The organism is Neorhizobium turbinariae (assembly GCF_023223505.1).
Classification (GTDB): Bacteria; Pseudomonadota; Alphaproteobacteria; order Rhizobiales; family Rhizobiaceae; genus Neorhizobium; species Neorhizobium turbinariae.
This window is the reverse complement of the sequence record NZ_JALPRY010000007.1, coordinates 83407-109062: the sequence shown is the minus strand read 5'-3', so window position 1 is coordinate 109062 and position 25656 is coordinate 83407. Positions and strand designations below refer to the sequence as shown.

At 61.1% G+C, this 25656-nt stretch carries 20 protein-coding genes; 12 read left to right on the top strand and 8 right to left on the bottom strand.

Going from position 1 to position 25656, the window contains the following annotated elements; translation table 11 throughout:
• Window positions 1-6 precede the first annotated feature (6 nt).
• Window positions 7-1035 (bottom strand): ABC transporter substrate-binding protein, encoded by a 1029-nt coding sequence (locus tag M0654_RS05565; protein WP_118852397.1) that lies wholly within the window; start codon window positions 1033-1035, stop codon window positions 7-9.
• Between the two features lie 244 nt (window positions 1036-1279).
• Here M0654_RS05565 and M0654_RS05560 point away from each other — a divergent pair, with 244 nt between their 5' ends.
• The 3 genes from M0654_RS05560 to M0654_RS05550 are packed head-to-tail and all read left to right on the top strand — an operon-like array spanning window position 1280 to window position 5090.
• The gene (locus M0654_RS05560) at window positions 1280-2008 is read left to right on the top strand and encodes a response regulator (protein WP_118852395.1); all 729 of its coding nucleotides are present in this window, start codon (window positions 1280-1282) and stop codon (window positions 2006-2008) included.
• A complete protein-coding gene (locus tag M0654_RS05555) occupies window positions 2005-4467 on the top strand; it encodes an ATP-binding protein (protein ID WP_248682186.1) in 2463 nt (820 codons plus the stop codon). Before M0654_RS05560 ends, M0654_RS05555 begins: the two co-directional genes overlap by 4 nt.
• A 5-nt stretch (window positions 4468-4472) precedes the next feature.
• Complete coding sequence (locus M0654_RS05550; protein WP_248682185.1) at window positions 4473-5090, top strand: HAD family hydrolase; 618 nt, start codon at window positions 4473-4475, stop codon at window positions 5088-5090.
• Window positions 5091-5099: 9 nt separating this feature from the next.
• Here M0654_RS05550 and M0654_RS05545 read toward each other — a convergent pair whose 3' ends face one another.
• The 6 genes from M0654_RS05545 to M0654_RS05520 are packed head-to-tail and all read right to left on the bottom strand — an operon-like array spanning window position 5100 to window position 11377.
• On the bottom strand, window positions 5100-6392 hold the full coding sequence (locus M0654_RS05545; RefSeq protein ID WP_248682184.1) for a TRAP transporter large permease: 1293 nt from the start codon (window positions 6390-6392) through the stop codon (window positions 5100-5102).
• Entirely contained in the window at window positions 6385-6882 is a 498-nt protein-coding gene (locus tag M0654_RS05540) for a TRAP transporter small permease (protein WP_248682183.1), read from the bottom strand. Before M0654_RS05540 ends, M0654_RS05545 begins: the two co-directional genes overlap by 8 nt.
• A 31-nt stretch (window positions 6883-6913) precedes the next feature.
• On the bottom strand, window positions 6914-7927 hold the full coding sequence (locus M0654_RS05535) for a TRAP transporter substrate-binding protein (RefSeq protein WP_248682182.1): 1014 nt from the start codon (window positions 7925-7927) through the stop codon (window positions 6914-6916).
• Between the two features lie 45 nt (window positions 7928-7972).
• Complete coding sequence (locus tag M0654_RS05530) at window positions 7973-8884, bottom strand: SDR family NAD(P)-dependent oxidoreductase (RefSeq protein WP_248682181.1); 912 nt, start codon at window positions 8882-8884, stop codon at window positions 7973-7975.
• 1 nt (window position 8885) lies between these two features.
• Complete coding sequence (locus M0654_RS05525) at window positions 8886-9704, bottom strand: enoyl-CoA hydratase/isomerase family protein (protein ID WP_248682180.1); 819 nt, start codon at window positions 9702-9704, stop codon at window positions 8886-8888.
• On the bottom strand, window positions 9701-11377 hold the full coding sequence (locus M0654_RS05520; RefSeq protein WP_248682179.1) for an AMP-binding protein: 1677 nt from the start codon (window positions 11375-11377) through the stop codon (window positions 9701-9703). Before M0654_RS05520 ends, M0654_RS05525 begins: the two co-directional genes overlap by 4 nt.
• A gap of 136 nt (window positions 11378-11513) precedes the next feature.
• On the opposite strand from M0654_RS05520, the gene M0654_RS05515 reads away from it, so the two are divergent.
• The 3 genes from M0654_RS05515 (at window position 11514) to M0654_RS05505 (ending at window position 15700) form a co-directional block, all read left to right on the top strand.
• Window positions 11514-12002, top strand: a complete 489-nt coding sequence (locus M0654_RS05515; RefSeq protein WP_248682178.1) for a MarR family winged helix-turn-helix transcriptional regulator — start codon at window positions 11514-11516, stop codon at window positions 12000-12002.
• Window positions 12003-12165: 163 nt separating this feature from the next.
• Entirely contained in the window at window positions 12166-13674 is a 1509-nt protein-coding gene (locus tag M0654_RS05510) for an ATPase domain-containing protein (protein WP_248682176.1), read from the top strand.
• The gene (locus M0654_RS05505; protein ID WP_248682174.1) at window positions 13658-15700 is read left to right on the top strand and encodes a hybrid sensor histidine kinase/response regulator; all 2043 of its coding nucleotides are present in this window, start codon (window positions 13658-13660) and stop codon (window positions 15698-15700) included. The genes M0654_RS05510 and M0654_RS05505 overlap by 17 nt, the downstream gene beginning before the upstream one ends.
• A 31-nt stretch (window positions 15701-15731) precedes the next feature.
• Here the strand turns inward: M0654_RS05505 and M0654_RS05500 are convergent, their stop codons facing one another.
• Window positions 15732-17501 (bottom strand): thiamine pyrophosphate-requiring protein, encoded by a 1770-nt coding sequence (locus M0654_RS05500; RefSeq protein WP_248682173.1) that lies wholly within the window; start codon window positions 17499-17501, stop codon window positions 15732-15734.
• A gap of 130 nt (window positions 17502-17631) precedes the next feature.
• Between M0654_RS05500 and M0654_RS05495 the strand changes: the two genes are divergently transcribed.
• The 6 genes from M0654_RS05495 to M0654_RS05470 all read left to right on the top strand — a co-directional run bounded on the left by M0654_RS05495 (window position 17632) and on the right by M0654_RS05470 (window position 25515).
• Window positions 17632-18588, top strand: a complete 957-nt coding sequence (locus M0654_RS05495) for a TAXI family TRAP transporter solute-binding subunit (RefSeq protein ID WP_248682172.1) — start codon at window positions 17632-17634, stop codon at window positions 18586-18588.
• A gap of 5 nt (window positions 18589-18593) precedes the next feature.
• On the top strand, window positions 18594-20537 hold the full coding sequence (locus tag M0654_RS05490; RefSeq protein WP_248682171.1) for a TRAP transporter permease: 1944 nt from the start codon (window positions 18594-18596) through the stop codon (window positions 20535-20537).
• Window positions 20534-21310 carry an IclR family transcriptional regulator gene (locus M0654_RS05485; protein WP_248682170.1) on the top strand — a complete coding sequence of 259 codons (777 nt, stop codon included), beginning with the start codon at window positions 20534-20536 and terminating at the stop codon, window positions 21308-21310. The genes M0654_RS05490 and M0654_RS05485 overlap by 4 nt, the downstream gene beginning before the upstream one ends.
• 165 nt (window positions 21311-21475) lie before the next feature.
• Entirely contained in the window at window positions 21476-22492 is a 1017-nt protein-coding gene (locus M0654_RS05480; RefSeq protein ID WP_248682169.1) for an amidohydrolase family protein, read from the top strand.
• Window positions 22493-22503: 11 nt separating this feature from the next.
• Window positions 22504-23958 carry an aldehyde dehydrogenase family protein gene (locus M0654_RS05475; RefSeq protein ID WP_248682168.1) on the top strand — a complete coding sequence of 485 codons (1455 nt, stop codon included), beginning with the start codon at window positions 22504-22506 and terminating at the stop codon, window positions 23956-23958.
• 6 nt (window positions 23959-23964) lie between these two features.
• Window positions 23965-25515 (top strand): FAD-dependent oxidoreductase, encoded by a 1551-nt coding sequence (locus M0654_RS05470; RefSeq protein WP_248682166.1) that lies wholly within the window; start codon window positions 23965-23967, stop codon window positions 25513-25515.
• The last annotated feature ends 141 nt before the right edge of the window (window positions 25516-25656 follow it).

The window sequence follows — 25656 nt, the reverse complement described above, 5'->3', positions numbered from 1 at the left end:
AAGACCTTAGTTTTCGACTGCGCCGCCTGCGCCCTTGACATCCTTTTCCCAGCGCGCCAGCAGGCGTTCACGGGTTTCAGACGCACCGTAGGTCGCGAAGTTGTAGTCGATCAGCTTGATCGAGGCCATGGACGGAGCCTCCGGGTCGGTCTTCGCGTCCGGGTGGGACGGAATGTTGTAGACACCAACTTCCAGACCCGGCGACTGACCTTCGGCCGAGATCACGTACTCAACCCACTTCTTGGCAGCTTCGAGGTTGGGGGTGCCCTTGACGACCGAAACGGCGCCGAGCTCGTAGCCCGTGCCTTCGCAAGGTGCGACGATCTCGATCGGGAAGCCTTCCTTCTTGAGCTTGACCATGTCGTGCATGAAGCCAATGCCGATTGCCGTTTCGCCACGTGCAGCAGCCTTGGTCGGCGCAGAGCCCGACTTGGTGTACTGGTTGACGTTGGCGCCGATCTCTGCGAGCAGCTTGTAGGCTTCGTCTTCTCCGAAGAGCTGTACCAGGGTCGCAAGTTCCGTATAGGCCGTGCCCGAGGAGTTCGGGTTGGCGACCTGGATCTCGCCCTTGTATTCCGGCTTCGCCAGGTCACGCCAGCAAGCCGGCGGCGCGATCTTCTTCTCGGCCAGAAATTCCTTGTTGTAGGCAAAGCCGAGCAGGCCGACATGCACGCCGACAGCGCGACCACCGGTCATCTCGGTCATGTTGCGTGCCCAGCCGAGCAGGCCGGAAACGTCCACGCCCGTCGCAACGGTAAGGTCTTCGTTTGCCGCGATGATGTGCGGGTCGCCCGTGCCGCCCCACCAGACGTCTACCTTCGGGTTGCCCTTTTCAGCGCGCAGCTGTGCGAGCACTTCGCCGGTCGACTTGCGGACCATGGCCGCGTCGATGCCGGTGTCGATCTTGAAATTCTGCGCCATCAGGTCGCACCACGCCTGCTCATTGGAGCAAACGACGTTCAACTGTTCAGCATTCGCAGAATTGGCGGTAAAAAAAGCTGCCAGCGCCAGTGCGCTAATCGCTATCGTCTTCATGATAATGTCCTCCCAAGGGAATCCACGGATCTCCAAATCCGCTCCCGGAGAACCTGCCACAGGCGCCTCAGCAGTGACTAATGGTCATTGATTAACAACACTTCAGCTACCGGGGAACTTGATGAACAATGTTACAGAGGCCGCTTCCCGGCGGTCATAAACGACACGCGATAATCCTCGTCCCGTTCTTTGTAATACGGCAATATAGAGAATGACGGCAGGGAGGTTCGCCGAAGGAGGTCATATGTCTTCTCTTGCGCCTGCGGGGAGCGCCGTGGTGGCGATCGTCGACGACGATACGGAACTGCGTCAATCCATCGCCACCCTGCTGATCGACAACGGCTTCGTGCCGGTACCAGTCGCAGACAGTGCAGGCTTTTTTGCGGCGGCAGCCAACCAGACGATCGATCTCGCCATGATCGATCTTCGCCTTCAGGGAGAAAGCGGACTGACACTGGCAATTCATATTCGCGAGCGGATGGGCCTGCCCATCGTCATGCTGACCGGCCGCGGCGACGAGACGGACAAGATCATCGGGCTGGAAACAGGTGCCGACGATTACATCATGAAGCCGTTCAACCCGCGTGAACTCGTTGCACGCCTGCGGGCGGTGTTGCGCCGCACCGGGCATGCCAGCTTGTCGCTGCCCGACCGCAGCCAGAACCAGATCCGCACCTTCGGCCGTTTCCGCCTCGACCAGAGCCGGCGCGAGCTCATCGGCCCTGACGGCAATGAAATACCGTTGACGAATGCCGAATACCGGATGCTCGAATATTTCGTCCGAAATCCAGACCGGGTGATCCCGCGCACAGACCTCCTGCGTGAACTCGGCAGCGACCTGTCGCAATACATGGATCGCACGATCGACGTGCTCATCATGCGCTTGCGGCGCAAGATCGAGCCTGTTCCCGCCAAGCCCGTCCACCTCCAGACCCGCCGTGGACACGGCTACATCTTCGTCACGACCACATGACAGCCACACGTACGTCTGTCCGCACCCGCCTGCTTCTCACGCTGATCGCCCTTTCCCTGGCGACCCTCGTCGTGGGCGGCACGAGTTGGACAGCGTTAAGCCTGGCGAACTCCAAGCTCGACCATCTGCACGACGTGACGCTGGCATCTGCGGAACAGGCGCTCGCTCTGTCGCGTCGCGCCTCCGATCTTGCGACCAAGGCGCCGTATTTGCTGACGCTGCCGAGCCCATTTCGTATTCGCCAGCAAGCGGACGAGGCCAACCGCACGGTTAACGAGATCCTCGGTGGCGTTTCGCCCGATGATGCCGAGATGGTCGCCAATCTTCGCAAGCTTTCGGAGAACGTCGACCGATTGGCGGACGTTGCGAGCGAACGTGCCCGCCTGACCGACCGAATCCTGCGCATCAACGCCGAGATAGCGATCCTTGAACGGCGTTATTCTGACAACGCCCGCCAAACCGACAGGTCACTTGCCGAGGCGCATCGATGGCTTGAACTGCAGCGGATGGCTGGCGCACTTATTGGCGCAGGACGTGCTGGAAATCTGGTTGCAGTTGGAGAGTATCAACGCGAGTTTCGCGTCATGATCGCCCGCCTGGGGTCTCGTGCGTCCGGCGAAGCATGGGACCTACGTTCTCGCGCCGAGGGGCCGGACGGCCTGTTCGAGCTGCGCAGGCAGGAACTCGCGCGCCAGATCGAGGCGGAAGCTGCCCTCGATCGCATCCGGCTTGGAGCCGAAGCCACCAATCTTTACGCAGCGCAAACCGGCGCTCGTGCGCAGGCGGATATCGCCGCCGAGCGGGACCGCGCCCGCTCCTCGTTGACGCTTGCGAAAAGCATCATCCTGATTGCGGTTCTTGCGAGCGCTGTCGTCGCGATCACGGCCGGCATCTTTGTCTCGAGTTACGTGGCAGCGAACCTGCGGGCCATATCGGAGGCCATGTCGCGCCTGGCGGTCGGCGACCGCTCCAGCCGCCTGCCGCGCACCACCCACCCGGGCGATGAGATCGGCAAGCTGTTCCAGTCCTTCCGCGCATTCCGCGCGAACGCACTCCGGCTGGATCGCTCCAACCGACAGCTTGCCCAGCGCAATGCGCTGTTCCAGAACCTCTATGACGGAATGAGCGACGGCCTTGCGATCCTATCGGAAACCGGTGCCCTGGTCGCGCGTAACAGCCGATTTGCGCAAGTAGCGGGCTTCGCAACAGAAGCATTGGCTGGCCGGCCCGTGATGGCGGGTCTTTTAGCGGAAGCAGGTTGGACGCGCGTTGATGGTGCTGATGGCTTTGCCGAACTGCATCATCCCAATGGGCGCGTTTTGGAACTGCGCGAAAGCCGGTTGGCGACAGGCGGCTCGGTGATGTTGTTCTCGGATGCGTCGAAACGAAGAGAGCTGGAAGACAGGCTTCGATCGGTCCAGCGGACGGAAGCGCTGGGCAAGATTTCCGGAGAAGTCGCACACGACTTCGGCAATATTCTTTCGACGATCTCCACCAGCCTTCATCTCATGGAAACAGCTTCCCCGGAGCGAATGTCGGGTCTGCGGCAGTCGATCGGTTCGGCGCTCGAAGTCGGTACATCGCTCACGCAACGACTGCTTGCCTTCGCCCGCCGGCTGAACCTCGAGCCCGAGGTCGTGGACCTCAATACCCTGCTTCAGGGCGTCGAGGATCTTATCGGGTTTGCCCTCTCCGAAGAGATTGAGTTCGAAATCAAGGTGACCGATAAGCCGTTGATGGTGAGGGTCGATCCTGGTCAGATGGAAAGCGCGCTCCTCAACCTCTGCCTGAACGCCGGGCAGGCGATCAGCGGGGCCGGTCGCGTCGAGATCCGCCTGAGCCTGAAGTCACACGAAATCGCCCAGATAGAGGTTTCGGATACCGGGCGGGGCATGTCGCCGGAAGTACTGGCACAGGCGACCGAACCGTTTTTCACGACCCGCGCTGACGGCACCGGGACCGGGCTTGGGCTTGCGATGGTATACGGCTTCATCCGCCAGTCGGGCGGTGACCTGGAAATGACTTCGACCGTCGGCAATGGCACGACGGTACGCCTGCTTCTGCCTCTCGCCTCGGCCGAACACAGGAAGTTCATCGTTCCAGGCCCGGTCCTTCTGGTGGAAGACAATCCCGTCGACGCCGCGCATGCCCGGCGCTTGCTCGAGACTCCCAAGCTCATCGAAGCCTGCTCGGTAGCTGAGGCGCTGGATATTCTTGCTTCACGCGACCCGTTCGAACTCGTCGTGACAGACTTCAACCTGCTGGGCGAAGCCGCCGGCTGGCGTATCGCTGAGACGGCGCTCACCCGCTCCGCCGAAACGAAGGTCATCGTCGTGTCCGGCAATCTTCCGGACAGCTCACCTCTTGCCGGTCGCTTTGCCGGCCGCATTTTCTGCCTCACCAAGCCGCTGACATCTGCCGCCCTGGCGGCCTGCATCCATGAAAGCCTGCCTGCATGATCGCAATGCCCAAAGCCCTCATCTTCGACTGCGACGGCACGCTCGCGCTCACAGGCGAACTGCATTTCAAGGCGTTTGCGAATGCCTTCGTTGCCCAAGGGGCAACGCTTGAGCGTTCGTTCTACGACACACGCACCGGCCTCTCTAGGCAGGCGCTGATCGAAGAGTGGAACAGCGCTTCAGCCCGGCAGGTCGAACCTGCCCGGCTTTACCGAGAAAGCCTTGAGCAAGCGCGTGCGCTTGCCGCTGGAGGTCATGCGGCCCCCAATCCACCGGTCGCCGAACTCGCCCACGCTTGGGGAGCCCGGCCGTCCGCCGTGGCATCCAACGGCGAGGCCTCCGTCGTGAAAGCCACGCTGGAGGCCTGCCAGCTACTTCACCTGTTCGACGCAATTGTCACGGTTGACGATGTCGCGGAGGGAAAACCGGACCCGAGCATGTTCCTGCTTGCCGCCGAACGTCTGGCCACCACGCCTGCCGATTGCCTCGTGCTGGAAGACAGCACGCAGGGCATCGAGGCTGCGCGACGCGCCGGTATGATGTTCCTCGACGTTCGCGAAGCCGATGCGCGCGCCAGAGTCGCGGCTCTTCTCGAGCAGCTGCCCGCTTCCGCCATGGCTTGAGGCTGGTCGCTACATAGAGTTCGGCAAGAACATCACGATCGCGGGGAACGCCACGAAGAGGATCAGCCGCAACAGGTCCGTAATCACGAAGGGGATGATGCCCTTGAAGATCGTGACGAGGCTGACGTCCTTGTTGATGGAGTTGATGACGAAGACGTTCATGCCGATTGGCGGGGTGATCAGGCCAAGTTCTACGGTCATCACCACTATGATGCCGAACCAGATCGGATCAAAGCCAAGCTGGGTGATCACGGGGAAGACGATCGGCACCAGGAGGATCACCATCGCCATTGCATCGAGGATGCAGCCCATCAGCAGGAAGAAGCCGAGGATCAGCCACAGCGTCGGATAGGGCCCGAGATCGAGATGGACCAGAAAGGCGGCGATTTTCTGCGGCGTCTGGGTGATCACCAGAAAGTAGTTGAAGAGCATCGCGCCGATCAGGATCGTGTAGATCGCGACCGAGGTCGTCAGCGCCTCGACAAGCGACTCCATGATCCGGCGGGTATTCAGCCTGCCGCGCAGGATACCGATCAGCGCCGTCAGGAACGCACCTGCGGCTGCGGCTTCCGTGGGCGTCACGACGCCCGCATAGATCCCGCCGATGATGGCGATGAACAAGAGGGCAACGGCCCAGATGCCCTTCAGCGACTGCAGCCGCTCGCTGCCTGACACCTTGGCACCCGGCGGGAGGTGTTTCCAATAAGCGACGTAAACGCAGGCCATGTACATCAGGACGGCGACCAGTCCGGGAATAATGCCTGCGATGAACAGTTTTCCCACATCCTGCTCGGTGATGTAGCCGTAGATCGCCAGCACCACCGATGGCGGAATGAGGATTCCGAGCGTGCCGCCACCGGCAATGACCCCAGTCGCAAGCTTGTCGGAGTAGCCGAAGCGGCGCATCTCCGGCAGCGCCACGTTGCTCATGGTCGCCGCCGTGGCGACCGATGAACCCGAGATCGCGGCAAAGCCGGCACAGGCGGAGATGGTGGCGAGCGCCAGCCCGCCTCGCAACTGCCCAAGCCATGCCTGTCCGGCTCGAAACAGCTCACGCGACATGCCGGAATGGGTGGCGAAAACCCCCATCAGCACGAACATCGGGATAAGGGAGAGGTTGTAGTCGGTTATCGTACGCAGCGGCGAGATCGCGAGCTGGTTCAGCGCCGGTTTCCAGCCGGCAACAACGGCAAAGCCGCCGACCCCGACGAGGCTCATGGCTACGCCGATCGGCACCCGGAACGCGAGCATGGCGAACAAGGCGACAAAGCCGCCGATGGCAATCCAGTCCAGGCTAGTCATGAATGTTCTCGCTTGGTGAGATCGGGCTTGCCTGCCGGCCGGCTGCGAGCATGCCAAAGCGCAGCATGGCCATGGCCACTGCCATGAGCGCGCCAATCCAGATGATGCCGATGAAAGGCCACACCGGCAGCCTCAGATCGAATGTTGCCTCGTGGCTGGCATAGGCACTGGCAAGCCGCGAAAAGATCTTCCATGCAAGAAGCACCGAAAACAGTAGCAACACGGCCTGTGCGAAGACATCAATGGCACGCCGGAACGCTGGCCGCACAGCTTCGGCCAGCAGGTCGACGGTGATGTGCCGGCCTGAGAAGCCAAGTACGGCAAAACCCCACATCACGGTGATGCCGAGCAGCAACCGGGCGATGTCGAAGGAATCCGGGATCGGGTAAGCGAATAGATACCGCCCGATCGCCGACGCGAAGATCACGACGGTGACGATGGCGAGGCAAAGCCCCGCCATCACTTCCACGCCACGCGTCAGTTGATTCAAGGCCCGTTCCAGCCTGTCCATGTTTTTCAGCCTATTCCGCGAGAGCCTTTTCAGCGGCGAGAGCAGACTTGAACGCCGAGAAAATGGCCTCCGAGTCTCCACCGGCAGCCTTCACTTGCTCATGCCACTTGTCCGTCAGCGGCTTGGCTGATTCCTTCCATGCGTTCATCTCTTCCGCGGTCGGCTTGTAGACAGTGTGATCCTTCTGCGAGAGCGCCTTCTCACGTCCCGAGGCTTCCTGGTCAGCCCAGCCCGCAGAGATCTTTTCGGCCCATTCGCTGGTGCAATGGTCGTCGATGACCTTGCGCTCGTCGTCAGCCAGCCCTTCGTAGCTCGCCTTGTTCATCGCCATGACGAAGGTTGTCGTGTAGAGCGGCATGTCGATATGGTGCTTCGTCACCGCATCGACGCCGAAGAGATAGACGCTGTCCCAAGGGAAGGTGATGGCGTCAGCCGCACCACGGGCGATGACTTCTCGGGCTTCCGGTGCCGGCACCTGGACGCTCGCCCCGCCGAGCAGGTTCACGTAGCTCCCCATGGTTGCCTGGGCAGGCCGGATGTTCTTGCCCTTGATGTCGCCCGGCACACGCATCGCTTCGCGGGAGTGGATCGTGCCGGGATCTTGGACGAAAGCCATGCAGACATGGACGTCCGCCATCTCCTTTTCGGCATAGGCACGATACCAGCTGTCGAACGCCTTGGACCCGCCCTTGGCATTCGTCACCATGAAGGGAAGCTCGCCTGCAGAGATGATCGGGAAACGTCCCGGCTGGTAACCCGGGTTTACGAAGGTGATGTCGGCGATACCGTCACGCGCCATGTCATAGTGGTCGGTCGCCGAGCCCAGTTGCTGGGCCGGGAAGATCGTCATCGTGACCTTGCCGCCTGAAGCATCGCTGATCGACTTGATCCAGGGCTCGAAACCCGTGGTTTGCAGCGTGTGCTGCGGCGGCAGCCAGTGGGCGAGCCTGAGCTCAGCGGCTCCTGCTGCCTGAGCGGCGACTGCTGCCATGCCAAGTGCCACTAAAGTGGATGTAGCTTTCATCTTCCTTCTCCTCCCAATGACCGCTCTCCTATGCGGTCGTGTTGATCAAAGACCGTCCATCGTGATGCCGACACTCTCCTCCAGTCCGGCAAAATCTGACGCCCATCGTTCCGCAATCTCGTCCGCGCTCCAGCCGCCCTTGCAAAGCGCCACCTGCTTTTCCTGCGGGTGAGACCAAAGCGATAATCTGTCCCCCCCGATGCCGATGCATTGGCCGGTGATCGTTGAAGACCTGTCAGATGCCAGGAACACGGCAAGCGGCGCGACATCTTCAGCCGTGCCGATACCGAAGCTGGCGCGCAGGTTGTCCGGCAGAGGCTCCCCGCGTTCGGCGGCTTCCGCATACCCTTGGAGCGCGGGTATCGTACTCGTCATCCGCGTCAGAGCGTTCGGGAGGATCGCATTCACCGTGACACGCGTCTTAGCGAGTTCCATCGACCAAGTGCGGGTCATGGCGGCAATTCCGGCCTTTGCTGCGGAATAAGCTGTCTGCCCAAAGTTGCCGCGTTGGCCTGCCAGCGACGACACGAGGATCAGCCGTCCACCGCCGCCGGCTTCACGGAAGTGACGCGCAGCGGCACGCGCGCAGGTGAAGGTTCCGCGCAAGTGCGTTTCTATGACGGAATCGAAGTCCTCGTCGCCGGTGTTCCAGAGCACGCGGTCGCGAAGGTTGCCAGCGTTCGTCACCATGATGTCGAGACGACCGAAAGCCGAAAGAGCGGTCTCGACGCAGGCCTGTGCCGCCTCGCTGGAGCCGATGGCATGAACGGCAGGCGCTGCCTTTCCGCCAGCCTCGGATATGGTGGCGACGACTTCCTCCACCGCATCACCATCGAGATCATTGACGACAACTGAGGCGCCGGCGTGCGCCAGGGCGAGCGCAGTGGCGCGGCCAATACCGCGTCCCGAACCGGTTACGATTGCCGACTTACCCGAGAGGTCGATCGATGTTGCCATGTTATCGTCCGACATAGGCGGGCTGCCTCTTTTCCATGAAGGCGCGCGGGCCCTCGCGTGCGTCACTGGTCGCCATCACGCGATCCTTGGCGGCGTCTTCCAGCGCATAACCCTCCTCCAGGGTGCGCCCGCTGGAGGCGAGCACCGTCCTCTTGATCTCGCTGACGGCAACGGGACCGTTGGCCGCGATCTTGGTCGCCAGCGCCCAGGCGCGCGGCAGCACCTCTTCAGGCGGAACAACATAATTCACCAACCCCGCCAGGCGCGCGGACTCTGCATCGAGGCTGTCGCCGACGAGCAGCATCTCCATCGCAACGCAATAAGAGACCTGCCGCGGCAGCCGGACGAGCGAGCCGGCGAATGGAATCAAAGCTCGCTTGGCTTCCGGAAGGCCAAAGGTGGCGTGGCTCGCGGCGATCCGGATGTCGGTAGCCAGCATCGTTTCCATGCCGCCGGCAAGACAGGCGCCGTTGATGGCAGCGATGATGGGCTTGTTGAGTTCGAAGTTACGCAGCGCCGACCGGCTCATGACAGTCGGATCGTCCAGCACGCGATGATCCCATTCCGTTTCAGGTTTGCGCGCACCCGTCAGAAGCGGCAGGGTGAGCGCGAGATCGCCGCCGGAACAGAATGCCTTATCGCCCGCGCCTGTCAGGATGCACACCCGCTGGTCCGGATCCTCTGCAAAAGCGGCAAAGGCATCTGACAGCCGGCACGCCATTTCGGGGCTGATGGCGTTGCGCGCCTGTGGGCGATTGAGCGTCAACAGCAGAATGCCGTCACGCGTTTCGCTGAGCAGGGCCGGTTCCTGGTCCTTCATCTTCCTCCCAAATTCTCACTGACGATCGCCGCGGCCATCTCCCGCAGCGCAAATTTCTGCACCTTCCCGTTTGCGGTCATCGGCAGGGTGTCGACAAAATGAATGTAGCGCGGCACCTTCTGGCGGCTCATGTTGTCCTTGCAATGCTGCCGTAGAGCTTCAGGCAACAGGGTCACTCCCGGTCGGAGCTTGACGAAAGCGAAGATCTCCTCGCCGAGATCCCGGTCGGGCACGCCAACCACATAGGCATCCGCGACATCCGGGTGGCTCTGCAGAAACTTCTCGATCTCTACCGGATAGATGTTTTCGCCGCCGCGGATCAGCATGTCCTTGATCCGGCCGACGATGCGAAGATGGCCATCGGCTTCGAGAACCGCGAGATCGCCCGATGAGAGCCAGCCCTCTCCATCGATCGCCTTCTCCGTCGCGTCCGGCATGTCGAAATAGCCGGCCGTGATCTGGTAGCCGCGGATCTTCAACTCGCCGATTTCACCGCACTTCAGCGTGACGCCGGTTTCCGGGTGGGCGATGTGCAGTTCGGTATATGGCAAGGGTATGCCGGCGGTAGAAATCTTCTGCTCGAAGTCGTCATCCGGGCTCGTCTGCGTGATAATCGGGCTCGCTTCCGTCATGCCCATGATAATCATCGGTTCGGCACCGAAGCCGTCATGGAGACGCCGCATCATCTCCGGTGGAATCGAGGTGCCTCCCGTGAAGGCGATGCGAAGGGAAGATAGGTCTGGTGCGCGATCCCCAAGACGGTCCAGTTCTTCAAGCATGCGCAGATACATCGTCGGTACGGCGTTGATGGCGGTTATGCGTTCCCTTGCGCCAAATTCCACCATGTGACGCGCATCAAAGCCCGGCATCAGCACGAGGCATCCACCCGACATCAGCATGCCAAGCACATTGCAGACACAACCTGCGGTGTGAAACAGGGGCATGGCGCTCAGAAGCCTGTCGTCCGGACAAAAACCCGCTCGCGCAGACATGAGATTGGCATTGTTGACGATGCTGAGATGCCGCAGCATCGCGCCTTTCGGCGAGCCCGTGGTGCCGCTGGTAAACTGGATCTGGGCAATATCGGACGGAGAGACGGCGGCTTCCGCTTGTGCCAGCGCCTCAGGGTCGGCTTGATCGGCAAGCGACAGGAACTCGTCCCACCTAATCGCTCCCGGCGCGGCCGCATCACCAATTACACAGAGCTTCTCCAGGTGCGGGAGGCCTGGCCGCAGCGACGAGAGGGCCGAGGAGACATCATACCCGCGCTGCTCGGCGTTAAAGAAGAAGACGCTCGCCTTGGATTTGGCAAGGATATAGCCGACTTCGTCGCGCCGCAGCGCGGTGTTGATCGTCACCAGAACGGCGCCGATCCGCGCAAGACCGTATTCCAGGAGGACCCATTCGGGAGAGTTCACAGCCATGACAGCGACATGATCGCCGGCGCGGACGCCCCAGCGGAGCAGCGCTTGAGCCACACGGTCTGCCTGCTGATCAAGCTCGGCATAGGTCCAGCGGAGCTGTCGACCACTCGCCGGATCTTCAAAGACCAAGGCCGACGCCTGCGGATCTTTTCGAGCGCGCCGCCGAAGCGCCTCGCCCACCGTCAGATCGTGTAGCGGCGCACCTTCCCCTTCCGGATGCCAGTGTGCAACGCCGTCATGAACTGCCACCTTGCGTTCTCCTCCCCGACAACGAAAGTCTTCGACACGATCGTGCAATCCGCTAGAATGGCATCATTGGTCGATGTCGAATTGTTCGATATCGAACTATATAGTTGATGTGATGGAAGTCAATGAGGGGTTGAGCGTGGAAGATCAAAACGGCGGTGAGTTGAAAGCCGGCTCCCAAGAACGCTCGATCGCCTACAAGCTGCGCCTTGCCCAGATCATGGCCTATCAGGCGTTCGAGGAACAGGTGAAAGGTTTTGGCGCCGCGCCTCGCTACCTCGGTCTGCTCTGTGTGATCCGCGCCAATCCCGGACAGACCCAGACGAAGCTGGCAGAGGCAATAGCCCTGCAGCGCTCCAGCCTCGTGACGATCCTTGATCGTCTCGAAGCCGACGGGCTCTTGGAGCGTCGCAGTTCGGAAACAGACCGTCGCGCAAAATCCGTCTGGCTGACGCCGGAGGGAGAGAAGGTCGTCCGCACGCTGGTGGAACAGGCGGACCAGCACGAACAGGTGCTCTGTGAGACCCTGTCCGCTGAACAGCGGAACGAGGTACTGAACGGGCTGGAAACAATCATCGCCAACCTACGCAGAAAGATCGGTCGGTCGAGCGAGGCAGGAGAACCCTGACTGGCGAGCGAACCGCAACCGAACGCAAAAGTAACAGTTACTCGGATTTGCGGCCCATCTCCGCCGGCATTTCTTCAACCGGAACGATTCTTACTGCCTCCGCGTCTTGCCTTCTACCAAAAGACAACGATCGCACTATCTCACACGCCGTCATGGAGGATGAATGACAGACATCTCAGCAGCGAAAGCGAAGACCGGGGTAGACGGGCTGGACGACGTTCTATCCGGCGGACTTTCACGCCGTCACGTCTTCCTGCTGGAGGGTGAACCCGGCTCTGGCAAGACGACGATTGCGCTGCAATTCCTGCTGGAAGGTGCCAGTATCGGCGAACGCTGCCTCTACATTACGTTGTCCGAGACTGAAGAAGAGCTGCGCGAAAGCGCTCTGTCGCACGACAAGGAAATCGGAGACCAGATCACGATCTTCGAGCTTGTTCCGCCCGAAAGCCTGCTTGATGCGGACCAGCAGCAGAGCCTGCTCTATTCCTCCGACCTGGAGCTCGGCGAAACCACCAAGCTCATCTTCGAAACCTTTGAGCGGGTGAAGCCGCATCGGGTGGTCATCGACAGCCTTTCGGAAATCCGGCTGCTCGCCCAGAGTTCGCTGCGATACCGACGCCAGATCCTGGCACTGAAACACTTCTTTTCCCGCTCCGATGCCACGGTCCTGCTGCTCGATGACATGACTTCGGAAGCCATGGACAAGACGGTTCACAGCGTGGTGCACGGCGTCATTCACCTGGAACAGCTTGCACCGGATTATGGATCTGAGCGGCGTAGACTTCGCGTCCTGAAATACCGTGGCCAAGCCTTCCGCGGCGGCTACCACGATTTTATCATCAAGACCGGCGGCGTCGCCGTGTTTCCGCGGCTGCGTTCCATCGAGCACAGGTCCGGCTTCGAGCGGACGATCCTGCCCAGCGGCATCAGCGGGTTTGACGATCTGCTCGGCGGCGGCATCGCGCGCGGATCAAGCACGTTGCTGATTGGCCCGGCCGGTACGGGAAAAAGCCTGTTTGCTTTGCAGTTCGTCGAACCTGCCATTCGACGCGGCGAGCGCGCGGCGGTGTTCGTCTTCGATGAAGAACTCGGCCTGCTGTTCTCCCGCACCAAGGCCATGGGGCTCGATCTTGAGGCCATGCAGGCTGACGGGCTCGTTTACATCGAGCAGCTCGACGCTGCCGAATTGTCACCCGGCGAATTCGCCCAGCGTGTGCGCGACAGGGTCGCCAGCTTCTCCGCAAAGACCGTCGTGATCGATAGCATCAACGGTTATCAGGCTGCGATGCCGGGGGAAAATGCCCTCATTCTCCACATGCACGAATTGCTGCAATACCTGAACCGGCAGGGCGCCAATACCTTCATCACCGTCGCACAACACGGCCTGGTCGGGGACATGAAGTCACCGGTGGACGTGACCTACCTTGCAGACACCGTCATCCTGCTCCGTTATTTCGAGGCGGAAGGGCGGGTTCGCCGCGCAATTTCCGTCATCAAGAAGCGTACGGGCCATCACGAGGACACCATTCGCGAATACAAGATCGGCACCAAGGGGCTGACGCTCGGCGAGCCACTTTGCGGCTTCCAGGGGATCCTGCGCGGCGTCCCCCTTTTTGTGGGCGACAGGCAACCCTTGCTGCAGAACCATGACGAGGATGGCTCCCATTCTTGAGCGCGACGTGCTTGGCCTGATCCATGCCCCGCTGGGCCGCGATGCGCAGATCGCCGCAACCTTGCTTAAGGAAGCGGGACTCTGCGCGAAAGTCGCGCCCACGTTGGATGATCTGGTGATAAGCCTCGACGACAGGACCGCCTTCGTCGTGATGACCGAGGAGTCCTTGCGCTGGGCGGACCTGCGTCCACTTTCCGCCTGGATCGACGCCCAGCCAAGCTGGTCGGACTTGCCCTTCATCATCATGACGGCGCGCGGCGGTGGGCCGGAGCATAATCCAGCTGCTGCCCGGCTGTTGGAGGTGCTCGGCAATGTCAGCTTTATCGAGCGACCTTTCCACGCCACGACATTCATCAGTGTTACCCGCTCCGCCATGCGCGCCCGCCGCCGGCAATATGAAGCACGCATGCGCATGGAAGCGCTGGACGAAGGGGAGCGCCGCCTCCAGACGGCCCTGCAGGCGGGTCGGCTTGGCGCATGGGAGCTCGACCTCGCAACCAATGCACTGACGACATCTTCCACCTGCAGGAGCATATTCGGCCGTGGGCCGGAAGACGACTTTACCTATGAGGACCTGCTGCGATCCATCCATCCCGAAGACATCGGGCGCATGAAGGAAGCGGTTCGCAACACGATCGAAACGGGAGCTGACTACGCGGTCGCCTATCGCACTGTCTGGCCCAACGGCTCCGTCCATGGCGCTGAAATCCGCGCACAGCTTCACCGCGACCGCACGGGCCGGCCGGTCAAGCTCGTCGGCGTCTCGGCAGACATCACCGAACGGCTGAAGGCGGAGGAGCAGCAACGTCACCTCAACGAGGTTCTGGAGGAGCGTGTCGCCGAACGCACACGCGAGCTTGAAGAGGCGCATCAGCTGGTGCTGGCGGAGGTGAGCCAGCGCGAACGTGCCGAAGAACAGCTTCGCCAGGCACAGAAGATGGAGGCGATCGGCCAGCTGACGGGCGGGGTAGCCCACGACTTCAACAACCTGCTGATGGCGGTACTGGGCAATCTGGAGCTTCTGCGCAAGCACCTAGCTGGCGACGTGAAGGCAACTCGGCTGATCGATGGCGCGCTTCAGGGCGCAAAACGCGGCGCCTCGCTCACCCAGCGGCTGCTTGCCTTTGCCCGCCGGCAGGACCTTCAGGTGGGGCCGGTTGACCTCGCGCGCCTCGTCACCGAAATGGAAGACCTCTTGCAGCGGTCAGTCGGCTCGCGCATCGCGGTGGGGGTCGCCGTTCCGGAACGCCTCCCTCCGGTCTCCGCCGATGCCAACCAGGTGGAACTCGCCCTGCTCAACCTCGCGGTCAATGCGCGTGATGCGATGCCGGACGGCGGCGCGATCCGCATCGAACTTAAGGAGATTGAACACACTGCGGAAGCCGATGGGCTTGTGCCCGGTCGCTATGTCGTGCTTGCGGTCATCGACCAGGGCCAGGGCATGGATGCGGCCACTTTGCAAAAGGCGATCGAGCCCTTCTTCTCAACGAAGGAGCTCGGCAAGGGTACCGGACTCGGTCTTTCGATGGTCCACGGTCTTGCTCTACAGCTAAACGGCCGGTTGAAGCTGACGAGTGCTCCGGGCAGGGGAACGACCGCCGAACTCTGGATCCCGGTCTCGACCACTGATGTTCCGGAACAGGAGCAACGAACAGCGACCGAAACCTCCGCCGAAGCCAGCCCAAAACGAATCCTGCTCGTCGATGACGACGTGCTGATCGCCATGAGCTCAGCCGACATGCTGAGCGACCTCGGCCATGAGGTGGTCGAGGCGCATTCCGGCAAGGAGGCGCTTGCCTTGATCGACGGTGGCGCCACCTTCGACCTGATGATCACAGATTATTCGATGCCCGGCATGACGGGCGCGGAACTGGCGAAGGCCGCCCGCGACCGCTTGCCGAGCCTGCCGATCCTCCTTGCCTCCGGCTACGCCGACCTGCCTTCCGGCATAGAGATAGACGTGGCACGCCTGGCAAAGCCCTATACCCAGGAGCAGCTGGCCACCATGCTGGGTAAAGTGTTTTGAGCCGCGACCAAAGCACTCTCCGATAGGCCGTTCACCGGTCGTCAGAAACGGCGATCTTGAGCTCCAGCATCGCCTGCCGCTTCTCACGGCGGATTACGTCGATTGCCCTCTCGAGTGCCGCGGGCAGGTCTTGGCCATGTTCGACGCGTTCGGTATAGGCGCGGCTTGCGGCCGCGATATTTGTATAGTCGGGCGCCGGCTCGAGCGACACGAGCGGCATCCTGTTGGCTTTTACCGCAGCGCCCTCCGGATAACTCCGCACGACCGAGCGCCGCACCGCGTTCCAGATCCCGTTGTTCTTCACGATCGTCAGCACCGGAAGCTGAAGCGCCTCGGCAATCTGGTGACAGGCAACAGGGTTGGAGAACATGTAGGATCCATCGCCGACGCAGGCGATGCAGAGCCGGTCGCGGTCCGCGAGCTGAGCGCCCAGTGCCGCAGGTAGCCCCCAGCCGAGGCCGCCGGAATGCGGGTTGTTGAAGATGCGGTTTGGTCCGGTCACCTTCATCATGTCGGGCACGATCCCAAGCTCGGAGAACACCACTGCACGCTCGTCCATCGCCTCTGAGAGGCAGTGGCTCATCCACTCCGCCGTCATCGGGTCTTCGCAGCCCGCCACCGCGAGCGAGGCTGCTCGCTCCAGTCGCTGCCGACTGCGCCCGGCGATCAGGTTCCGCCGTTCCGCGACATCCCTCAAGAGTGGCCGCATCGCTTCCGCAAGCGCAGCGACGCCTGCGGCGGGATCGCCGAGAATGGAAAGGTCGCTGCGGAAGCCTCTAATCGGCATACGTTGAAACTGCGGATCAGGACCAAGGTGAATAACGCGGGTGCCCTCGCCCGGATGATGCAGAGACTCCATCCAAGGAATGGCGCTGTCGACAACGATAACGACATCCGCTTCAGCGAGCGGCGCCTTCACGTCATAGCCGAGGAACATCGGATGCGCCGAAGGCATGACGTTGCGGACGGTGAATGGCTCAACCACCGGAATCGCGAATTCCTCGGCCAATTGCAGGATCTCCCGAGCAGCACTTCCATCGGGGCTGCTGCGCTGGCAGATGACGAGTGGAGCGCGCGCGTCGGAAAGCCAGTCTGCCGCGATGCGGATTGCCTCCGGATCCGGGTAGGCTCGCGACGACACCGCCTGCGGCGAGGCAGGACGTGCCGCCGAGGCTGGCACCGTTTCCATGAGAGGTTCGCGCGGCAGGCTGACGTAAACGGGGCCGCGCGGCTCGCTCATCGCTAGTGTCGTTGCACGTCCCGCCAGCAAGTCTCCCTGCTCCGGATACCGCATCTCATAATGGAACTTGGTGACATCGCTGACCATCGACGACTGATCGTACATCTCCTGACCGTATTGGATCGGCGTGACCCGGGCACCGCGACGGCCGCTTTCGGTTATTGGGGTCCGGCCCGACAGCACCACGACGGGAATATTGTCGCTTGCCGCGTTGATGACTCCCATCACTGAATTGGCCAACCCCACATTCACATGCACCATCGTTGCCTGCGGTTCGCCGGTCACGAGGTAGTAGCCGTGTGCCATTGCGACACTTGCCGTCTCATGAGGAACGGTGATCGGTTCGGGAACAACATCCTCCGACAGCGATACAAACGCCTCGATGATTGGCGGGAAGTCGGTCCCAGCGTTGGCGAAGATGTAATCTATTCCGTTGCGCTTCAGCCCCAGCAGCAGGGATTCAGCACCTGTCATCTCCGACTGCGATGTCGATGTTTCATTTTTTACGTCCACGATTTCCTCCCAGACAGCATTCAAGGCGAAGCCTTCGATGGTACGCACTCAAGCTCCTGCACCAAAAATGCACTTGTAAAATTGACAAATGCAAGAGAGTATCCTGTAATAATCTCTCATATTGAGATTTTGTATCGGTAGCTCGACCGATGGAGGAAACGAGCGGGAGGAACAAGACATGAAGCATAAGCTGTTCGCAGCCGCCCTTGCGGCCGGCCTTGCCGTCTTCGGCAATGCAGACGCCCAGACCGTGGGCATCGCTACCTCGAACCCTGGTTCGATCTTCCACAATATCGGCACGGCAGTCGCAAAAGCGGCCAACGATGCAGGCCTCAACGCTACCATTCAACCAGCCACCAGCCCCAATCAGTACATGCCGCTGGTGAATCAGAACGACGTGGAATTCGGCGTCGGCAATCTCGAAGAATTCAATAACGCCCTGAAGGGCGAGGCCTGGTTCAAAGGCAGCGTCAACGAAAACCTTCGCGTGGTCGGGCTCATCATGCCCATCAAGGAAGCGATCTTCGTTCGCGCCGATAGCGACATCAAGACAACGGCTGACCTTAAGGGCAAACCGATGGTGGACGGTTATACCGCGCAGCAGACAATCCTGCCGCAGCTCGACGCGATCTACGCCACGGCGGGCTTGACCCGCGCCGACATGAAGCCGGTGCAGGTACCAAGCGTCGTTGCAGGCGCCGATGCCTTCATTTCCGGCCAGAGTGTCGGGTTCATCTTCGCTCATGGCGCTGGCAAGGTGCGAGAGGCAGATGCGGCCGTTGGCGGGCTGCGCGCGCTGACCATTCCCGACACGGAAGAGGCGAAGGCAGCGATCCGCAAGCACTGGAAATCCGGTTATGTCGTGAAGATGGAGCCCGGACCGGCAACGCCAGGGGTGCTGGAAGCGGGAACTTACATCGCCTATCCGCAGCTCGTTTTCACCAATGCCGCAGCCGATGAGGAAGCGGTCTACAAGATGACCAAGGTCATCTACGAGAGCAAGGACTCCATGAAGGCTGCCTTCCCGCCCTTCGCGGAGTTCGAGCCGAAGGACATGATCGGCGAGACAGCACCCGGCGAATATCATCCAGGCGCCATCCGCTTCTACAAGGAAGTGGGGCTTTGGAAAGAGTGACAACCATGGACGCGGAACGCACGAGGGAGCCCGCTTTCGGCGTTCCCGCCCATCTGTGGAAACCGATAGCTGCGGCGCTTGCCGCGGCTATCACGCTCGCCGCAATGGCGTGGTCGCTGGACGTGCCGCGCATGATGGGCGTGTCGTATTATCCTCAGCAGTTCCTGGCCATCATCCTCGCGCTGACCCTGCCGCTGACCTTCATGCTTTACCGGCCCAATCGCGAGCGGCGGCTCGACGAAACCCTGCCCTGGTATGACATCGCCTGCGCGATCCTGAGCCTCGGCGCCTGTGCCTACATCGCCATCAACTATGCATCCGTGGTGAACTTCGTCTTCACCCGACCCGTTGAAGCCTGGCTGCCGGGCGTCATCCTGCTGATCCTGCTTCTCGAGGGATTGCGGCGGTCGACCGGCTGGGTGCTGGTCGTCATCATGGTCGTCTTCCTGCTTTACGCGATGTTCGGCAATATCATCCCGGGCCGCCTGGCAGGCCGTCCCCAGGACTGGCAGAAGCTTGCCGGCTACATGGCCTATGACGTGAACGGCATCTTCGGATTGTCGCTCTCAGTTGGCGCGACCATCGTTGTCGCCTTCATCTTCTTCGGCGCGCTTTTGCAGACGACCGGCGGCGCCAGGTTCTTCACGGATGCAGCACTTCTATCCATGGGTCGCTATCGCGGCGGCTCGATGAAGATTGCAGTAGCCGCTTCCGGTTTGTTCGGCTCGATCTCCGGCTCTGCCGTGGCGAATGTGGTGGCGACTGGCGTCGTCACCATCCCGATGATCAAGCGCGACAGATATCCTGCGCACAAGGCCGGCGCCATCGAAGCGGTTGCCTCCACCGGCGGACAGTTGATGCCGCCCGTGATGGGTGCGGCCGCATTCCTGATGGCTGAATTCCTGCAGGTACCGTATTCCGATGTTGCGCTCGCAGCCCTCGTTCCTGCGCTGCTCTACTACGGCGCACTCTTCATCCAAGCCGACCTCGAGGCAGCCAAGCTTGGCATCAAGAGCGCGCCCGAAGACCAAATTCCCAGCGGCCGAACCATTGTCGGCGGCCTGCACTTCCTCATCGCGTTCGGGTTGTTGATCTACGCCCTCTTTTCGATGAACTGGCTTCCAGAGCGCGCGGCGTTCCTCGCCTGCGCGAGTGTCGTCGCGACAGCAGCCGTCTTCGGTTATGACGGGATGCGAGCCTCTCTCCGCCAGCTTCTGATGACGGTCGTGGACACGGGAGAGGCCGTGGTCGAAATCGTCGTCATCTCGGCCGCCGCCGGCATCGTCATCGGCGTGATGAACATTACCGGCCTTAGTTTCAACCTCACCTATGCGCTGGTGCAACTCGGCGGCGGCAGCGCAATCGTGCTGCTGCTGATGTCGGCCGTGGTCTGCATCATTCTTGGCATGGGGCTTCCCACGCTTGCCGTTTATGTGCTGCTGGCTTCGCTTGTTGCACCGGCACTGGTCGAGGTGGGGCTGCATCCGATGGCGGCACATCTCTTCGTGCTCTATTTCGGCATGATGTCCATGATAACGCCACCCATCGCGCTGGCCTCGTTTGCAGCCGCAAGCATCGCCAAGGCCGATCCTATCAAGACCGGGATTGCGTCTTGCAAGTTCGGCTGGATCGCCTTCGTGATCCCGTTCATGTTCGCCTATTCGCCGAGCCTGCTTCTTATCGGCGACACGGGTGAGGTGACCTGGGCCGTGATCACGGCAACCTTCGGCATGTGGCTTGTTTCGGCTGCGCTTGCGGGATATTTCGCCAACCGTCTGTCGATGCAGATGCGGATCATCTTCGCCGTGGCAGGCCTGCTTGCGCTCATCCCTGCCGGCGCTTTCCCAGGCGCGATTTACACGGACGCTGTTGGACTTGTGATAGGGGTACCGGCAATGATATTCGCCTACGTCAACGGTAGAAAAACGGTTCAGCAGGCGGCAACTTGACGACAACGGCGGTCAACAGTCTCGAACGCCTACAGGCTGTGCTGGAGGTCTTCACCGAAGACCGCCTGGAATGGACGCCCGAGGAAATGATGGAGGCGCTGGGCTATAGCCGCCCCACCCTCTATCGCTACCTGAAGATCCTCAAGGCCGCTGGTCTGTTGACGTCAATGCCCAATACCGGCTTTACCCTCGGCCCCAAGATCGTCGAGCTCGACTACCTCCTGAGAAAATCAGACGCGTTGATGAACAGCGGCGCGCCATTTCTCGAAAATCTCGTCTCGCAATACAGTTGCACAGCACTTCTGGTGCGCTGGTATGGTGAGAAGATCCTCTGCGTGGATTCCCGCAGTTCGGTAAAGAACCCCATCAGCTCCTATCCACGGGGGCGGCCAATGCCATTGAGCCGCGGCGCGATCGGTCGTTCCATCATGGCATTCCTCCCCAAGCGTCATCTGGTACCGCTGATTAAGAAGACCATGGCCGATATGAAGGCCGTTGGGCTTGGAGATACACCAGAAGAGGTTCAGGAGAGCTTAAAACGAGTGCGAAAGGCCGGCTTCGCGGTCGCTTATGGTGAAGTCACGCCAGGTGTGGTTGGTATCGCGGCGCCCGTTTTCGACGCCGGGCGTAGCCCGATCGCCAGTATCTGCTGCACGATTTCCGGAAGCCTCGTTGACGGCACCACCATCGATGCAATTGGCCAGCAAGTTCGCCAGGCAGGCGGCGAACTTAGCACCGCCCTTGCATCGCGCCGGCATCAACATACGCCATAAAATCTCATCATAAGAGAAAACGTGTTGACTTGTACGGTGCCCCTCCGCATCTTGGCTGCGGGAGGAGCGTGGGGCATCAGCGATCGCCTAGCCTCACCTCACGACGAACGGACGGGCCATTCATCTCTGGAGTGGGCCCGGCAGCACGGCAGGAGGAGGCCATTCATGAAGAAGATCGATATTTTCAACCACATCTGGCCAAAGCCCTTCTTCGATGCGTTGATCAACCATATCGGCACGATGACCGACATCACCATGCGCTCCGGCGCCGTTCCAATGATGACGGAACTGGATCGACGGTTCGAGGTCATGGACATGTTCGGCGAGGACTACCAGCAGGTGCTGTCCCTCGCCTCGCCCCCGCTTGAAAAACTCGCCGGACCTGAAAAGGCCGCCGATCTCAGCCGCATTGGCTCTGACTCAATGGCCGAGCTATGCCAGAAGTATCCCGAACGCTTCCCGGCCTTCATCGGCACGGCGGCGCTTAACAATCCCGACGCGGCTGTTGCGGAGGCACGGCGCGCTGTGGAAGATCTAGGCGCCGTCGGCATGCAGATCTTCACCAATGTCGGTGGCAAGCCGCTCGATCTTCCAGAGTTTGGTCCGTTCTTCGAATACATGGCCTCCGTCGGCAAGCCGGTCTGGATGCATCCTGCCCGCGGCGAAAACTTCCCGGACTACCTCAGCGAAAAGCGCTCCGAATATGAGATCTGGTGGACCTTCGGCTGGCCGTACGAGACCTCAGCCGCGATGGCGCGTATGGTGTTCTCCGGCATGTTCGACAAATACCCGGGTCTGAAGGTCATCACGCACCATGCCGGCGGCATGATCCCCTTCTTCGAAGGTCGGGTCGGCCCCGGCTGGGACCAGATGGGCAAACGCACGACGGACCGTGATCTGGGAGCGGTGCGCCGCTCTCTCAAGCGGCCCCACCTCGAGTATTTCAAGGACTTCTACGCCGATACAGCAAGCTTCGGCTCACGCATGGCGATCAAGCATGCAATCGAGTTTTTTGGTGAAGACCACGTGCTGTTTGCCTCCGATGCTCCCTTCGATCCGGAAGGCGGCCCGATGTATATCCGCGAGACGATCCGCATCCTTGATGAGCTCGACGTCTCGGAGAAGGTTCGCCGTAAGCTTTACCAGGATAATGCCGCCAATCTCCTCGGGCTGAAGGTTTGAGGAGAGCGAGCATGATGGACCACGGTCACTTCAGTCTTGTGGATGGCGTCTGGCTTCAAGGCACGAATGGTTGCTACGTCAGCCTCAATCCGGCTGATCGATCGCCAGTCGGCGAGGTGCATGGTCCAGACACGGCCGTCGCTGAACAAGCCGTTGCGGCGGCCGTGCGCGAGTTCCGCAAAGGCCAGTGGGCGCGCAGTCCCCGGACGCGCGCTGCCGCATTGAATGCGATGGCGGATGCGGCTGCCGCCATCGCCAATGACCTTATCGATCTTCTCGTGCGGGAGAACGGCAAGCTGCGCGCCGAAGCGACTGGTGAGGTAATGGCGTCTATTTCTGAGCTTCGCTACTACGCGGGGCTCTCACGCGATATCTTCGGCAGGACATTTTCCGGCCAGGCAGGCCAGTTGTCTCTGATCGATAAGGAACCTGCGGGTGTTTGCGCCGTCATCACGCCATGGAACGCACCGCTGACGCTCCTTGTGCGCTCGCTCGGTCCTGCCCTGGCTGCAGGGTGCACCGTCATCGTCAAGCCGCACCGCGCGACGTCGGTTGTCAGCAATCTCTTCATGCGCGCGATCACATCGGTCCCAAATCTACCAACGGGCGTCCTTCAATCGCTTAACGATCCGGAGGATTGGGTCGGCGCATGGCTGGTGAACCATGAACATATTCGGGTCATTTCCTTCACGGGTTCCACCGCGACCGGGGCGAAAATCGCAGGTTCGGCGGCCTCTCGCTTCAAGAAGCTATCCCTTGAGCTCGGAGGCAAGGCGCCCGCCGTTGTTTTGGAAGATGCCGATCTCGATCGTGCAGCGCGCGAGATCGCCAAGGGCATCACCGTTCTTTCCGGGCAGATGTGCGTCTGCATTTCCCGCGTTCTCGTTGACCGTCGGGTTGCGGAGGCGTTCCGGGATAAGCTCGTAGGGGAGCTTTCAGCGGTCCGGCCGGGCCCGGGACACCTCCCATCATCAACCATGGGTGCGATGTTCGATGATGGCGCGGTCGAGCGTCACATGACGAACCAGCAGACGGCACGCGCTCACCCTGACATGGAAGTCCTGCTGGCGGGCGAGGACCGTCGCGATGAAACCGGCGGCTGTTTTGTCACGCCGGCCTTGTTCTCGAGCCGCACCACCGGCCATCCGCTAATCCAGAACGAACTTTTCACGCCGATGGCGTCGTTCGAGACTTTCGAGAATCCCGAAGAGGCCGTCGCGCTTGCCAACGTTCCTGATTTCGGGCTCGCGGCGAGCGTCCACAGCACAGACATCAACCGCGCGCGGTGGGTAGCGAGCCGCATCGACAGCGGGACCGTTTGGATCAACTGCCATAACCGGCTGTTCGTTGAGGTGGAGACCGGCGGCTACAAATCGTCAGGCATCGGTAGGCTGCACGGAGTCGAGGCGCTCCTGGATTTCCAGGAGACGAAGCATGTTTATCTCGAGAATGATTACGAGCTGTAGGCGTGTATGAGCCACTATGACGTCATCATCGTTGGAGGTGGGCCGGTCGGCATGGGGCTGGCAATCGATCTTGGACAACGCGGGCTGCACGTCGCCGTTCTTGAGAAATACGCGCAGCCTCAGCCGGTACCGAAGGGCCAGAACCTCACCGGCCGCACGATGGAGATTGCTGTCAGCTGGGGGGTCGACAAGCGGCTTCGGGCGCTGCGCACCACAGATCGCGCCAAGAACACTGGCGGTTTGGTTAGCTGGGGGACGCTGCTCTCAGGGTATAACTACGAGTGGCTGAACCGCGGTTTGGTTTCACACTATTACGACGAGCCGAACGAGCGTCTGCCACAGTACAAGACGGAAGAAGCACTTCGCACACGCGCGGCCGAGATTGGCACGGTGACTGTAGAATACGGTGTGGAGTTCACGAATGTTACCCAGGACGAGTCCGGCTGCTGCGTGTCCGCCAGTCGCAAGGATGATGAGACGGAACTCCAACTGACGGCCAGCTACGTCGTTGGCTGTGACGGAAGCCGGTCCCGCTTGCGCGAGCAAGCTGGCCTCGTCCAGACCGTGGACGACCACGACAAGCGCATGCTGCTGGCGGTGTTTCGCTCAACCCAGCTTGACGAAGTGCTCGGCGAGCATCGGCACTATTCCATCTTCAACAACCTGTCGCCTGAGTTGAAGGGTTACTGGCAGTTCCTCGGGCGTGTTGATGACCAGCGGGAATGGTTTTTTCATGCCCCCGTGGGGCTCGAACAGGAATTCAGCGCCGGCGACCTCGCCAAACTGCTCGCGACAGTGGTCGGCAAGCCGTTTGATGTCGAGCTTGTCTACCTCGGCTTCTGGGACCTGCGATTTGGGCTTGCGGATTGCTACCGCAACAAGCGGCTGCTGATCGCGGGAGACGCGGCACATTCCCACCCACCTTATGGTGGTTACGGGATCAATTCCGGCTTCGAGGATGCCCGTAATCTCGGCTGGAAGCTTGAGGCCATTGTCAAAGGCTGGGCCTCGGACGGTCTTCTGGATACCTATGACTTCGAGCGCCGTCATGTGTTCGACTCCACCATCCGCGATTTTATTCGCAGATCCATCGAGAGCGACGCTGACTTCCTGAACAACTTCCACCCTGATCGCAATGCAGAGGCTTTCGCCGCCGAACTGGCACGTCGGCGCGAGTTCAGCGTTCGCGAGGTAGAGCAGTTCGCGCCGCATTATACCGGCTCGCCTCTATCTTATGGGACGCAAGGCCTCCCCTCGGCCCTCGGCAGCCATCAGTTCTCGGCCCTACCAGGCTTCAAGCTGTCGCGACATGCTGACTGTGTCGATCCAGGACCGATCCGGCCGGCTGAAGGTTTTGTTCTTGTCACCGGCTCGTCAACATTCGAACCTCCGGCAGGCCTTGCGGCCCCACTGCGTATTGTTGTTTCAGAAACAGCCGAAACGGCGGATCGCGCCATCCTTCTGCGCCCGGACGGATATGTCGCGCTGAATGAACCTATCGCGAATGCCGATCAGTCTCTCGAAACCTACTTCCGGACCAACGGATACCGCCTGTAGCCATTCGTTCGATCGGATCGTCCGTGTGTCTGCAGAGGTTAAGAAGCCGTTAAGCCTACCGCCCGGCGCCAAGGACTCCGGTTTCCGCGATAGCGAGGGGGCGTTGTCACGCCTCCAGACTCATGCATAATCAGCGTGGTT